Below are 14110 nucleotides of genomic sequence, written 5' to 3'. Positions count from 1 at the left end.
AGTGCAGCTTTCGCTCATCTGGCCCCGAAAGGCCGGGAAAATCAGGATTCGGCGGCCGGCTCGGTCTTGCTGACGACCTGGGCAATGGTCGATTTGACCACACGCACCTTGATGCCTTCGGCCAGTTCAACTTCGACCTCGTTGTCGTCCTTGACCTTGGAAACCTTGCCGATCAAGCCGCCCTGGGTGACGATCTGATCGCCCCGGCGCAGCGCGCCGACCATCGACTGATGGTCTTTCATTTTCTTTTGCTGCGGGCGGATCAGCAGGAAATACATGATCACGAAGATCAACAAGAGGGGTACGAACTGGCCGAAGGCTTCCATCTTTAGTGTCCTTAAGTCTGTGCAACGCAGGAATTGCCCTGCGGATTTGATCGGAACCTATGAGCCGGGGGGCGGTTTTGCAAGACGCCTCGGGCTGCTGGATTCGAGGGAAACCCGCAATTGCGGTTGTCAGGTCTGGAATCCCCCCATTTTTTCAGAGTGAATTGCCACTTAACATCATGTCCCAGCGATAAGGTCAGAGTTCGCACCCTTCCTCCGGGGCAGCCATGCGAACTCCGGGGCCGGACCTCCCCCCGGCCCCGTTTAATTGCGATGACACCCTGCCTTTCGATCACGACAAGCCCGCCTGCCGCATCCGGCAACAGGAGATCGGTTTCCAACCGCCTGAAAATGAGCAATAACCGCTTCGCAAACCCGATTCCTATATGTAAGGACCAAAACCATGCATGACATCCGCGCCATCCGCGAAAATCCGGGCGCTTTCGACGCCGCCCTGGCCCGCCGCAACGGCGCGCCGATGTCATCGGAAATCCTAGCACTTGACGAAGCGCGCCGGGCCAAGATCCAAGCCGCTGAAACCGCGCAATCCGATCAAAAGAAAGCCGCCAAGGACGTCGGTGCCGCCAAAGCAAGCGGAGATGAGGCCGAATTCGAACGTCTGCGCGCGCTGGTCGGCGACAAGAAAGCGCAAGTCGCCGCGATGCAGGCCGAAGCAAAGGAACTTGATCAGCAACTCAACGACCTGTTGATGACTCTTCCCAATGCGCCTTTGGCAGATGTGCCCGAGGGCGCGGATGAAAATGACAATGTCGAAATCCGAAACTGGGGCACGCCGCGCGAATTCACCTTCCAACCGAAAGAACATTTCGATCTGGCAGGCGTCAAACCCGGAATGGATTTCGAAACTGCGGCCAAACTGTCTGGATCGCGTTTCGTGGTCTTGTCGGGGGCTGTGGCGCGTATTCACCGGGCGCTGGCCCAGTTCATGCTGAACACCCATGTCGATGAAAACGGCCTCACCGAAACCTGGACCCCGGTTCTGGTGCGCGAAGAAATGATGCAGGGCACCGGGCAATTGCCGAAATTCGGCGAAGACAGCTATCAGACCACCAATGGTTGGTGGCTGGTGCCCACCGCCGAGGTGCCACTGACCAATATCGTCAATGGCGAGACGGTCGAGGAAAGCTATCTGCCACGCCGCTACGTGGCGCATACCCAGTGTTTCCGCTCCGAAGCAGGCAGCGCTGGCCGCGATACGGCCGGGATGCTGCGCCAGCACCAGTTCGAAAAGGTCGAAATGGTATCGATCACCCATCCGGATAAATCGCTGGATGAACACGACCGCATGACGCGGTGCGCCGAAGGCATCCTGGAAAAGCTGGGGCTGCCGTATCGCACCGTGGTGCTGTGCACCGGCGATATGGGGTTCGGCGCCCAAAAAACCCACGATATCGAGGTTTGGCTGCCGGGGCAGAACATGTACCGTGAAATCAGTTCGGTTTCGGTCTGTGGCGATTTTCAGGCGCGCCGGATGAATGCCCGGTTCAAGCCCGAAGCCGGCGGCAAGCCGGAATTCCTGCACACGCTGAACGGATCGGGGCTTGCGGTGGGCCGAGCGTTGATCGCGGTGCTGGAAAATGGTCAGCAGGAAGACGGGTCGGTCGCCCTGCCGCAGGCTTTGCATCCCTATCTTGGCGGCAAGACCATCCTGGATGCAGATGGCATCTTGATCTGAAGGTCAGCGCGGCCGCGCTGTCCGGTTTAGCCCGTTCCGGGCGATCGAAGGGGGCCTTGCCCCCTTCTTGGCCTTTGGCCAATTCATCCCCCAGAGTATTGCCGCCAAGAAGAAACGCCACAGGGGATATGATCAGCTTGCAGTCGCCAGACTGTGCTGCCGTGATTGCGGGAACGGTACGAGCTTTTCGTTATCTTCATCCCACAGCTTGAGCCGGAACGAGGCAATCGCTTGCGGCCATTTCACAATATTGGTCTGCGGTGCCAGCACGGGGCTGATTTCACGATGACATTTGCGCAATCGATAAGATGGAATTCGCGGGTCATAGTGATGAATGTCGTGATAGGCGATATTGCCGGTCCCCAAATCCCACCACCAACCAAGATCAAGTGCCGAAGACCCTTTCAGCGCCGCGATGGACGGATCGAGATCTGGACGGCGATCCCAATAGGTGTCTTCGAAATTATGCTGCAGATAGACAAGGAAAACACCGATCGCCCCGGCGACAACCGCAGTCGCCAGCCAGACGGTCAATCCGGTCCAACCAGCCAGCCCCCAAATCGAGGCAATCCAGATCACAAGTGCCAGATTATGCGCCAACACCCCGGCGATGCCGGCACGCAGCGTGTTCTTGGGCCAGCGGTAGCGCAGGAAATAGACGAAAACCCCACCCACCAACATCAGGACCGCGGGATTGCGATAGAGCCGGTAAGTGATCCGCTGCCAAAACCCCGCCTTGTTCCACTCGGCAAGGGTCATGGTGTAGATTTCACCATCTTCACGATGATCGAGATTGCCGACATGGGCGTGATGCAGGTTGTGATTGTGGCGCATCACCCAGTAGGGTGTCAGGGTGAAAACCGACAGGCCGTATCCAGCCAGATCGTTTTGCCGCCGGGTTGCGAACAACGAAGCGTGACCGCAATCATGTTGCAGCACGTAAAGCCGCACCCCTGCAAAAGCATTCACGATAACCAGCGGAATAACCGCCCACCACAGCGAGGCCCAGATGATTGCCGTAAAAAGCGTCGCAAAATAGACAAGGAAGGTTCCGAAATAACTGACCGCCGCGATGCGGTTGTCTTTTTCCGTATAAGCTTTGGTATGATCCCTGACAGACATTATTCACCCCAAGGTAATTCATTTAATCCAGCGGGTTTTCGCACGAAGCGGCCACACAGCCGTCTTTCTAATTCCTACACACTACAGTTTATTGACCGAATTTGCGGCCATAACGATTAAAAATCTTTACGCCCAATGCGCCGTTCATGAAGAAAGTAATCTGAGAGACATTTTTCGCAAGTCCTCAGGTCAGGAAAACAGCCACACCCCCGCCCCACGCCGCAGCAAGTGCGAAATGTTGCCCAATCAGCCCTACCAAATCAGGATTTAGCCGCGCGGTTGACCGCGTTTTTTGGTCAGGTGTTTGCCCAAGGCACCGGGTTTCTTTTCCCGTTTGGACTTATAGGGGTTTTTATCCCCCTGACCGCGCATAGTCAGCCGGATCGGCGTGCCCGGCATGTCGAAATCTTGTCTCAACCCATTGACGAGATAGCGCGAATAGCTGTTGGGAATCTTGTCGGGCTGAGAACACATGACCACGAACCCCGGTGGCCGCGTCTTGGCCTGGGTCATATAACGCAGCTTGATCCGACGTCCGCCCGGCGCGGGCGGCGGATGTTGTTCCAGCATCGCAATCAACCAACGATTGAGCTGCGCGGTCGGAACCCGGCGGTTCCAGACATCATAGGCTTTTTCCACCGCCGCCTGCAGCCGATCCAGCCCACGCCCGGTCTTGGCCGAAACGGTGACCAGCGGCGCGCCGCGCAATTGCGGCAGCAGACGTTCAAAAGCTTCACGCATTTCGCGCAGCTTTTCCTGCTTATGTTCTTCGATGTCCCATTTATTGACCGCCACCACCACGGCACGGCCTTCGCGTTCGGCCAAGTCGGCGATCCGTAGGTCCTGTTGTTCGAACGGAATTTCCGCATCCAGAAGCAAGATCACCACTTCGGCGAATTTCACCGCCCGAAGCCCATCGGAGACCGACAGTTTTTCGACCTTATCCTGAACCTTGGCGCGTTTACGCATCCCGGCAGTGTCCCAGATCCGCACCGGCAATCCACCCCAATCGATGGTCAGTGAAATCGCATCACGAGTAATCCCGGCTTCGGGGCCGGTCAGCAGCCGGTCTTCTCCAAGGATCTTGTTGATCAGGGTCGATTTCCCCGCATTCGGCCGGCCGATCACCGCGACTTGCAACGGCTTTTCGAAGGTCGGTTTGCGGAAACCTTCTTCGTCTTCGTCCTCATCCAGTGCGACATCGGTTTCTGGCATATGTTCAGCGGCTGCATCGGCAAATTCATCCGCCAACGGCATCAGAACGTGCATCAATTCGCCCATGCCTTCGCCATGTTCGGCTGACAAACGCAATGGTTCACCCAAGCCCAAGGCATAGGCCTCCAATACCCCGGCATCGGCGGCTTTACCTTCAGCCTTGTTGGTGGCCAGAATCACGTGTTTGGAGCGTTTCCGCAGGATTTCGGCAAACATTTCGTCGGTCGGCGTCACCCCGACCCGCGCGTCGATCATGAACAGGCAAATATCGGCCATGTCCACCGCGCGTTCGGTCAGCCGCCGCATCCGCCCCTGCAGGCTGTCATCGGTGGCCTCTTCCAAACCGGCAGTGTCGATCACGGTGAACCGCAGACCGCCCAGCTTGGCTTCTCCTTCGCGCAAATCACGGGTCACGCCGGGTTGGTCATCGACCAAGGCCAGACGTTTGCCGACAAGGCGGTTGAACAGGGTGGATTTGCCCACATTGGGACGCCCCACGATGGCGAGGGTAAAGCTCATTTATCGCTCCAAAACGGATCAAGCCGCCCTGTTACACCAAGTTGCGATCAACGGAAAGCGTACAATTGACCTTTGGTGCCGACAACATACAGCACACCGCCCGCCACCACCGGCGCGGTGGTGGCACCGCCCGGGACTTCGACCGAACGGGTCATGGCACCCGTTTCCGGGTTGAAAAACCGCAACAGCCCGTCATTGGACGCCACGACCAATTGACCACCGGCCAGAACGGGGCCGTAATGGGCATAGACCTCGGCCGCCTTACGCGGGTGGTATTTGACGAAGTTGGGTAGTTTTGTGCCCCAGATCCGACTGCCATCCTGGGCGTTGAGCCGCACCAGTTCGTTTTGATCGGTCAGTGCAAAAACAGACCCTCCAGCGGGCCAAACCGGGCTGATCGCGCCTTCGGCCGCCGTCCATATCCGTTCGCCGGTATTGATGTCGAGCGCCACCAGGCGCCCGGAATGGGAACCAACATAGACGATATCGCCATCAATGACCGGATCGCCGGTAATATCGCTGACCTTGGCAATGGATTTGAACCGTCGTTGGCCCGAAACATAGCTGGACCACAGCCTCAGCCCACCTTTTCGGAACGCACCGTGCAGTCCGCCATCGCCATATGCGAAGACCACGAATTTGTCGTTCACTGCCGGGGCGGATGCGCCAAGGACATTGCCAATATCGGACGCCTGCGTCAGTTGCCAGCGTACCCGGCCAGTATCCGCCTCAAGCGCCCAAGCGGTGTTGTCGCCGCCGACCATATAGACCAGATCGTCGTAAACAGTGGGGGTGCCCGACCCGGTCGATTCCAAATCCTGCTGCCAGACAACGCCGCCTGTTGCCGGATCAATCGCGGTCAGCGTTCCGAACCCCGAAGCGACGAACAGCTTGCCCGCGCCAAGCGCCAAACCGCCACCGGTGGCTTCGTCCTGACGGTCACGGGCCGGGGTGAGATCGGTTTTCCACAGCGTTGTGCCCGCCGTTGACGTAGCAACAACCTGCGCTTCGGCATCCAGTGTGAAGACACGCCCCTGATCCACCACCGGATCGGCGGTGATACGGTTGCGCTTGCCGTCGCCTGCGCCGATGTCAGCGCTCCACACCAACGACGGTGCGGCGGCAAGTGCCGGATGCGAAGGCCGATATTTCGGCGTTCCAATGCGATGCGTCCAACTGGCGTTGCTACTGACCTTGGGCAGGGTCAATTTCCTGCTGGCGGCGCTCAACGGTGCCTCGATGATATCCTCTTCGCTCAGGATAGAACGAATATTTTCGCGTTTACCTGGCAGGATGACTTCTTTTTCGGTGCAGGCTACCAGCAGCGAAACCGCTACCAGGCCAAGAACGATAGAACTGCGTTTCACCAATCCTGCCCTCTGTCTTATTGCGCTGAAACCACTGGTCACAAAAGTCTCAGTTCGTATTCGTCTCGGTGGCGGTGTCGCCGCCAAGGGCCACAATCAACTGAGATGCGCGGCGACGCAAGCCTGTCGTGGCTTCGGCATCTGCAATGATCCTTTGCAGCCGTTCGATTGCGGCCTGCGGCATGTTTTCGGACATGTCGATCAGCGCCAGTTGTTCCTCGGCCAGAAGCCGCAAAGTCGATCCGGTTTGAATCAAGCCGTCCAACCGTAAACGGCGTTGGTCGGCTGACAACGTATCGGCTTGCAGCAGCAGCGATTTGAAACCGGCGACTTGACGATAAATCGCCGGTGCATCGCCATTAGCGGCCAGCGCATCAAGCAGTTGAAGCGCACCGACGGTGTCGCCCGCTTCTTCCAGTTGTGCCGCCCGCAGTAGGCTGACAACCAAATCGCCCTGCGCGGTTTCGGATGTGATCGTCGCCAAAGCATCGGCACGGTCTTGGGCCGCGTCAGCCTCTAGCGCGACGACAATTTCATCGCCAAGCGCCTGTGCCGCCGCAATATTCTGCGCTTTGCGCCATTCGTTCCACGCGGCCCCGCCAACCAAAGTCAACACCGCCAGAACTGCGATCCAGCCATAGCGGCGGATCAGCGCAAACAGCCGGTCACGGCGCACTTCTTCGGTGACTTCTTCAATGAAACTGTCGCTGTTGCTCACAACTCGTGCCCCCATGATTTGCCCCCTCTTAACGCGAAGCACCGAGGCTGCCAAGGGTGTGCGCGAATGCGCCGCTATGTGTGCATGTTTTCCGCGTTCTGCCTGCTTGCGGATGTTTTTGCTGCAGCATACTCCGAACCGATCTGTTTAGTTATTGCTGCACAAGCTTGTATTTCAGTATAGAAAAGCCACTTACGGCACCAAGAACAAAAAAATTTAGGACCCCAAATGCGTATTGTTCCGATTATCACTGCCCTGCTGGTGACTGCCGGTCTGTTCCTTCTGGTAATGAAGCGCGACGTTGTGATCGCATTTGCTACCGGCAATACTGAGGAAACGACCAAGGTTGAAGCAGAACAAACCACCACACCAACCAGCGAACCGGCCTCGGTTGTGCGGGTGGTGGTGCAGCGTTCGCAAAGCCGCGAAATCGACAGTGCGGTGATCCTGCGCGGCGAAACCGAAGCGGCGCGGCAAGTTGAAGTTCGGTCCGAAACCACATCACGGGTGATTTCGGAACCGTTGCGCAAAGGCAGTTTCGTCCAGAAAGATCAGGAATTGTGCAAGCTTGATCCCGGCACACGTCCGGCGGCCTTGGCCAATGCCCAGGCACAACTGGCCAATGCCAAAGCACAGGTTCCTCAGGCAGAGGCCCGCATTAAAGAAGCGCAAGCACGGTTTGACGAAGCTCAGATCAACGACACAGTCGCGTCCGAATTGTCGAAAGAAGGCTATGCTTCCAACACTCGGGTAGCATCCACGCAGGCAGGGGTGAAATCCGCCGAAGCATCAATTGAATCGGCCCGTTCCGGGGTCGAGTCCGCACAGGCCGGGATTCGAGCCGCCGAAGCCAATGTCGAGGTCGCGGAAACAGAAATCGAACGGCTGACCATTACCGCCCCCTTCGCAGGGTTACTTGAAACCGACACGGCAGAACTGGGCAGTTTGCTGACCGCAGGCAGCGTCTGTGCCACTGTGATCCAGCTCGACCCGATCAAGGTCATCGGCTACGTGCCGGAAACTCAGGTAAACCGGGTCTCGTTGGGCAGTTTGGCCGGGGCGCGTCTGAGTGACGGGCAGGAAGTGCGGGGGCGGGTTATATTCTTGTCTCGTTCAGCCGATCCACAGACCCGAACCTTCCGCGTTGATATCGAAGTGACCAACGAAGATTTGAGCATCCGCGATGGTCAAACCGCCGAGATCCTGATCGCGTCAGCCGGAACCCGGGCCCATCTTCTTCCGCAATCGTCGCTGACGCTTGATGACGGCGGACGTCTGGGCGTTCGGATCGTAGAGGACGACAATGTCGTTGCGTTCAAACCTGTCTCTTTGATCCGTGACACCGCCGAAGGCACCTGGGTAAGCGGGCTGCCGGAAACCGTCGATGTCATCGTGGTTGGACAGGAATACGTGGTCGATGGCGTCAAGGTATTGCCGACCTATCGCGAGGTATCGCAATGACCGGTATCGTCGATTGGGCCGCAGAACGCGCCCGCATGGTAATGGCTTTCATCCTGCTGTCATTGCTGGCAGGGGGATATGCCTATTTCGGCCTGCCGAAAGAAGGGGAACCGGATATCGAAATTCCGGCTCTGTTCGTTTCGGTCCCCTTCCCCGGCATTTCCGCCGAGGATTCCGAAACCCTGCTGGTCAAGCCGATGGAAACAGAATTGGCCGGTCTGGATGGGTTGAAAACCATGTCCTCCACCGCCTCGGAAGGCTATGCCGGGGTGGCGCTGGAATTCGAATTCGGTTGGGACAAGACCAAGGTCACGGCAGATGTCCGTGACGCGATGTCGACCGCAGAAGGCCAGTTCCCCAGTGGTTTCGACAGCTACTCGGTCAACGAAATCAACTTTTCGGAATTTCCGATCCTGATCGTCAACCTGACCGGCGACGTCCCTGAACGCACGATGTACCGCGTCGCGAAAGACCTGCAGGATCAGCTGGAATCTCTCGATTCAGTGCTGGAAGCCGGTATCGCGGGCAATCGCGATGAAATGGTCGAAGTGGTGATCGATCCGCTGCGGCTGGAATCCTATAACGTCACCGCACAGGAACTGATCAACGTTGTCACCAGCAACAACATGCTGGTCGCCGCTGGCGAGGTGGAAACAGATCAGGGCACGTTTTCGGTCAAGATCCCGTCTTCCTTTGACGAACCCCGCGACATTTATTCCCTGCCGGTCAAGATTAATGGCCAGCGGGTCGTCACGTTGGGCGATCTGGCAGAAATCCGTCTGACCTTCGAAGACCGCACAGGCACCGCACAATTCAACGGCGTGCCCACCGTCGCCCTGCAGGTCGTGAAACGCAAAGGCTTCAACCTGCTGGACACGATCGAGACGGTAAAAGACGAATTGGACAAGGCGCGCGAAGATTGGCCCGACGACCTTAAGGCGGCGGTGCGGCTTGGCACCTCGAACGACCAGGGCCGCGTTGTCGGGTCTATGGTCAGCCAGTTGGAAGGCTCTGTTCTGACCGCGATCGCGCTGGTGATGATTGTGGTTTTGGCATCTTTGGGCAGCCGTGCGGCGCTTCTGGTGGGCTTCGCCATCCCGACCTCGTTCCTGCTATGTTTTTTGCTGCTGGCAGCGATGGGCGTAACGATTTCCAATATCGTGATGTTCGGGTTGATCCTCGCCGTCGGGATGCTGGTCGATGGGGCCATCGTGGTGGTGGAATATGCCGACAAGCGGATCAACGAAGGCGTCGGTCCGATGCATGCCTATGTCGAAGCCGCCAAGCGGATGTTCTGGCCGGTGGTCAGTTCCACCGCGACGACGCTTTGCGCCTTCCTGCCGATGCTGTTCTGGCCCGGGGTGCCGGGTGAATTCATGAGCATGTTGCCCGTCACGCTGATTTTCGTTCTCAGCGCCTCGCTTGTGGTCGCCTTGATCTATCTTCCCGTTATGGGCGGCGTGTCGGGCCGGCTCAGCCGCAAATTCCACAATATGTCGGAATTTCTCAAGCGTCATCTGCCGTGGTGGATTGCGCGGGCCGCTTTGGTGCCACCATCGATGCTGATGATGTTTGTCGGTGCAATGCAGGTTCTCAATCCTAATTACCTGTTTGAGCTTGGCGATGCGGGTCGGGCATCTTTGGCAGTTGGCGGTGCAATTTTTGTCCTCGGTGCCTTTGCCTCCTCGGTCACCCTGCAAGCTGCGGAAATCCAATGGCGCCGGCGCAAGATCAAAGCCAGACGTCGCCGGACCTTGTTCGGCTGGGCCATCAAGGCCATTGTCGGCAACCCCGTCATGCCTCTGGTCGCGGTCGGGGTTGTCGGGTTCGTGGTGATGTCGGTGTTCAGCTATTTCGGCGAACACAACAAGGGAACCGAGTTTTTCGTCGAATCCGAACCGGAACAGGCCATCGTCTATGTCCGGGCGCGCGGCAACCTGTCGGTGACTGAAAAAGACCTGCTGGTGCAAGAGGCCGAAGACATCGTTCTGTCCCATCCGGGGGTATTGAATGCCTTTACCTTTGCCGGAGAAGGCGGTCTGAACAGCAACACTGGCGGAGCGCAGCCACCGGTGGATACGATCGGCCAAATCCAGTTTGAAACAATACCGTGGGAAGACCGTTCCGACCGTCCCGATTTGGATGGCGACATCATTTTGGCCGAATTGACCGAACAGTTGCAACAGATCCCAGGTATCAAAGTGGAGATTTTGGCGCAGGCCCGCGGCCCAGCATCGGCCAAGCCCGTGCATCTGCGGTTAAAGGGGGACAACTGGGAAGACCTGATTGCCGCCACCAATATCGCCCGCACCCGGTTTGAAGACACCGAAGGGTTGGAACTGATCGAAGATACGCTGCCGCTGCCCGGCATCGACTGGCAAATCGACGTCGATGTCGAAAAGGCGGGCCGTTATGGTGCCAATGTGGCCACCGTGGGAGCCATGGTTCAGCTGGTCACGCGCGGCATCCTTCTCGATACGATGCGGGTCGATAGTTCGGATGAGGAAATCGAAATCCGTGTCCGGTTACCAGAAAGCGATCGGGTTCTGTCGACGCTCGACACGCTGAAGGTGCGTACTGCCGACGGATTGGTGCCGTTGGCAAATTTCATCTCCCGTCAACCGGTGCCAAAGCTGGCCAGCATCAGCCGGGTCGATCAGAAACGCTACTTCGATGTCAAAGCCGGAATCACCAGCGGCCTGACCAAAACGATCACCGACCAGAATGGCAAAGAGGTAACCGTCCCGATCACCGCAAACGAGCGGATCGAAGATCTGACAAACTGGTTAAAAACCAAACCGCTGCCCGTAGGCGTTGAATGGGAATGGACCGGCGATCAGGACGATCAGGCGGAAAGCCAGGCCTTCCTTGGTCAGGCCTTTGGCGCGGCGCTGGCCTTGATGTTCATCATCCTGCTGGCACAGTTCAACAGCTTCTACAATTCGGCGCTGGTTCTGCTGGCGGTGGTGTTGTCCACCACCGGGGTTCTGATCGGCATGCTGGTGATGGATCAGACCTTTTCGGTCATCATGACCGGGACCGGCATCGTGGCCTTGGCCGGTATCGTGGTGAACAACAATATCGTTCTGATCGACACCTATCAGGAATATTCGGCCTATATGCCACGGATCGAAGCGATCATCAGAACCGCCGAAGATCGTATCCGTCCAGTGCTTCTGACCACCGTGACCACGATGGCGGGGCTGGCCCCGATGATGTTCGGCTTGTCGCTGGATTTCATCCAGGGTGGCTATAGCATCGACAGCCCGACGGCCCTGTGGTGGAAACAGCTGGCCACAGCAGTGGTGTTCGGACTGGGCATCGCCACAGTGCTGACACTGGTCTTTACCCCTGCAATGCTTGCGATCCGGATCTGGTTCACAACCTATCTGCACTGGATCGCACGGGCGCTGGCAGCTTTGTCATTGGGACGCGCCAGCCGCGCCGCCCGCGATCTGGCGCTTCAACGCGCCGCGCGCAGGTTGAAAGCCCCCGAGATTATCTGGGAAGAAGAAACCCCGGACATGTTCGATTTGCCCGAGGTGGACAGTGCCGACAAGTCTCGAAAACTGAAAGCAGCGGAATAGTTGGCAAGACCGGGGATGCCCCGGTCTTGCCAACCATCATGATCCGATTGGCGTCGGTGACCATTCGGTCCGATCGCCCCTTGCGCGGCAAGCCCGCGCAAGGTGTGCCCGCAAAAGCCATGACACTAAATATTCTCTTTTTGTTCTAAATTTACACGCTTTTAAGAAAAGCTCTCTATTTCCAAATTTGTATCTAAATTCCGGGATAAGAGAGTGTTTCATTATGTTTACTCTGATTGTGATGCCACTGATGATCGGGCTTCTATTGGTGGACAGCCTGAACTTTGGCGGGGACTCCGATGGCGATGACGGTCACGATGCCGAAAACTTCACCGGTACAGAAAACGATGATCGGTTCATTGACCTGTCTAATGACAATAATCTTGTCATTCATACCCATTCTGGCGATGACATCATCCGGACCGGCGATGGCAACAATTCCATTCAAACCGCAGCAGGCGACGATTCCGTGGATTCCGGATCTGGCGATGACGCAATCGACGGTGGCGCGGGAAATGACGACATCAATGCCTATTACGGCAATGACACGATCACCGGCGACGATGGTAATGACATTCTACAGTCGACCGGCGGCGACAATATCATTGACGGCGGGCCGGGGAATGACCGCATTAAATCCGGCGATGGCAATGACACGATCTCAACCGGTGACGGTTCGGACACCGTCACATCCGGCGGCGGCAACGACCTGATCGATCTGGGCGATGGCGAAGACCGCTGGCTCGACAACCTGTTGAGCGCCGAATTGGCCGCGACCGACAACGACATCGTGTCGGGCGGGGCAGAGCATGATTTACTAACCTCCTATCAAGGCAGGGATCAAATTGACGGTGGTGCCGGTGACGACCGGATCGTCGCCCGCGACCTGCAATTCGATGACGCCCGCAATCCCCTGCCCGATGCCCCCGACACCCTGAACGGTGGGGCGGGCGACGATTTCATCCGCGCCGATGACGGTGATATCGTGACCGGTGGTGACGGCACCGACCGGTTCTGCATCTGCGTCAACCAAGACCCACGCATCGTGCAGGACAGCAGCGATGCTGAAACCGTCACCATCACCGATTTCGATCCCGACACCGAAAGTGTGCGGATCACCCTGATCGGCGGGCTGGAATTTGGCTTTGACGAAATCACCGCGCAGGAGGCCCCCGATGGCGGTATCGTCCTGACGGCCGTGGGGATCGAGTTCCTGCACCTGCAAGGGGTCAGCTTCGACCAGATCACGCCAGACAACCTGACGGTCAGGGTGCTGGAGGGTTAGGCATTACGCTCTTCTACTGACGGAACGCGCCGGTATATGCCCCCCCGCTCGTTGATTGTCTCAGAATTTGAAACAAAGCCGTTTCTGGAGAAGTGTTGTCGTCATTAACGATATACATCTGCATGCAATACTATTTTTGCTTGAATTTCTGACATTGTTTCAATTTATTGTCTCCAAATACTTATGGGGACATTTTGTGCTTTTATTGACGCTGCTTCCGCTCATTGGCGGCCTTGTCCTGTGGGATATTTTCGACAGCGAAAATACCACTGACAAAGAAGATAACACCGATGAAATCGAGGTTTCCGATGGGAATGACATTATCGACGAGATGGGTAGTTCGAACGACCTGACGATCATGGCGGGAGACGGGAACGACGTGGTTGCGACCGGCGGCGGTGACGATTTGATCCACGGCCAAAACGGGTCGGATTCGATTACTTCGGGCGATGGCGACGACACCGTTGTCGGCGGGCGTGGCGACGACGACATTATTTCCGGCGCAGGGAATGATGAAGTGGATACAGGACCGGGCAGAAACGATGTCAGCACCGGGGTCGGCAACGATACTGGACCTGTCACGGTTTCGTGCCGCCCCAAGTGCTCGTTTAAGCCACCTTCCGCTCAAAAGCGACGGGGCTTTTCCAGCCCAGTGCTGAATGGCGTCGGCGCGGATTATAGAAGCCATTGATGTATTCGAAGATAGCCATCTCAGTTTGCCGCCTGGTTGCCCATGACCGCCGCCAGATCAGCTCGGCCTTGATGGTTTTGAAGAATGTCTCGACGGCCGCATTGTCATAACAATTACCTTTGC

General features: G+C 57.4%; 11 protein-coding genes. 5 read left to right on the top strand and 6 right to left on the bottom strand.

Annotated features, from left to right (window positions below; genetic code table 11):
• Positions 1 to 41 precede the first annotated feature (41 nt).
• Complete coding sequence (yajC, locus tag TG4357_RS00405; protein ID WP_058260898.1) at positions 42 to 326, bottom strand: preprotein translocase subunit YajC; 285 nt, start codon at positions 324 to 326, stop codon at positions 42 to 44.
• A 403-nt stretch (positions 327 to 729) separates the two neighbouring features.
• On the opposite strand from yajC, the gene serS reads away from it, so the two are divergent.
• Positions 730 to 2022 carry a serine--tRNA ligase gene (serS, locus tag TG4357_RS00400; RefSeq protein WP_058260897.1) on the top strand — a complete coding sequence of 431 codons (1293 nt, stop codon included), beginning with the start codon at positions 730 to 732 and terminating at the stop codon, positions 2020 to 2022.
• 132 nt (positions 2023 to 2154) lie between these two features.
• Here the strand turns inward: serS and TG4357_RS00395 are convergent, their stop codons facing one another.
• The 4 genes from TG4357_RS00395 to TG4357_RS00380 form a co-directional block, all read right to left on the bottom strand.
• Positions 2155 to 3144 carry a fatty acid desaturase gene (locus TG4357_RS00395; RefSeq protein ID WP_058260896.1) on the bottom strand — a complete coding sequence of 330 codons (990 nt, stop codon included), beginning with the start codon at positions 3142 to 3144 and terminating at the stop codon, positions 2155 to 2157.
• Positions 3145 to 3411: 267 nt separating this feature from the next.
• The gene (der, locus tag TG4357_RS00390) at positions 3412 to 4878 is read right to left on the bottom strand and encodes a ribosome biogenesis GTPase Der (RefSeq protein ID WP_058260895.1); all 1467 of its coding nucleotides are present in this window, start codon (positions 4876 to 4878) and stop codon (positions 3412 to 3414) included.
• Between the two features lie 47 nt (positions 4879 to 4925).
• The gene (locus tag TG4357_RS00385; protein ID WP_233487402.1) at positions 4926 to 6245 is read right to left on the bottom strand and encodes a PQQ-like beta-propeller repeat protein; all 1320 of its coding nucleotides are present in this window, start codon (positions 6243 to 6245) and stop codon (positions 4926 to 4928) included.
• A 49-nt stretch (positions 6246 to 6294) separates the two neighbouring features.
• Positions 6295 to 6978, bottom strand: a complete 684-nt coding sequence (locus tag TG4357_RS00380) for a hypothetical protein (protein WP_306345468.1) — start codon at positions 6976 to 6978, stop codon at positions 6295 to 6297.
• Between the two features lie 213 nt (positions 6979 to 7191).
• Between TG4357_RS00380 and TG4357_RS00375 the strand changes: the two genes are divergently transcribed.
• The 4 genes from TG4357_RS00375 (at position 7192) to TG4357_RS19250 (ending at position 13987) form a co-directional block, all read left to right on the top strand.
• Entirely contained in the window at positions 7192 to 8424 is a 1233-nt protein-coding gene (locus tag TG4357_RS00375) for an efflux RND transporter periplasmic adaptor subunit (RefSeq protein ID WP_058260894.1), read from the top strand.
• Positions 8421 to 12011 (top strand): efflux RND transporter permease subunit, encoded by a 3591-nt coding sequence (locus TG4357_RS00370; RefSeq protein ID WP_058260893.1) that lies wholly within the window; start codon positions 8421 to 8423, stop codon positions 12009 to 12011. The genes TG4357_RS00375 and TG4357_RS00370 overlap by 4 nt, the downstream gene beginning before the upstream one ends.
• A 223-nt stretch (positions 12012 to 12234) precedes the next feature.
• Complete coding sequence (locus TG4357_RS00365) at positions 12235 to 13296, top strand: calcium-binding protein (RefSeq protein ID WP_058260892.1); 1062 nt, start codon at positions 12235 to 12237, stop codon at positions 13294 to 13296.
• Between the two features lie 136 nt (positions 13297 to 13432).
• Positions 13433 to 13987 carry a calcium-binding protein gene (locus TG4357_RS19250; protein ID WP_058260891.1) on the top strand — a complete coding sequence of 185 codons (555 nt, stop codon included), beginning with the start codon at positions 13433 to 13435 and terminating at the stop codon, positions 13985 to 13987.
• Here the strand turns inward: TG4357_RS19250 and TG4357_RS18945 are convergent.
• Positions 13905 to 14110, bottom strand: a 206-nt coding sequence (locus tag TG4357_RS18945; RefSeq protein ID WP_144433912.1) for an IS3 family transposase, incomplete at its 5' end; no start/stop codon positions are given. The two genes, TG4357_RS19250 and TG4357_RS18945, sit on opposite strands and share 83 nt — an antisense overlap.

Origin of the sequence: Thalassovita gelatinovora, assembly GCF_001458355.1 — a bacterium.
GTDB classification, from domain to species: Bacteria; Pseudomonadota; Alphaproteobacteria; order Rhodobacterales; family Rhodobacteraceae; genus Thalassobius; species Thalassobius gelatinovorus.
The sequence above is the reverse complement of the archived record's forward strand: the minus strand, read 5'-3'. Positions and strand labels throughout refer to the sequence as shown.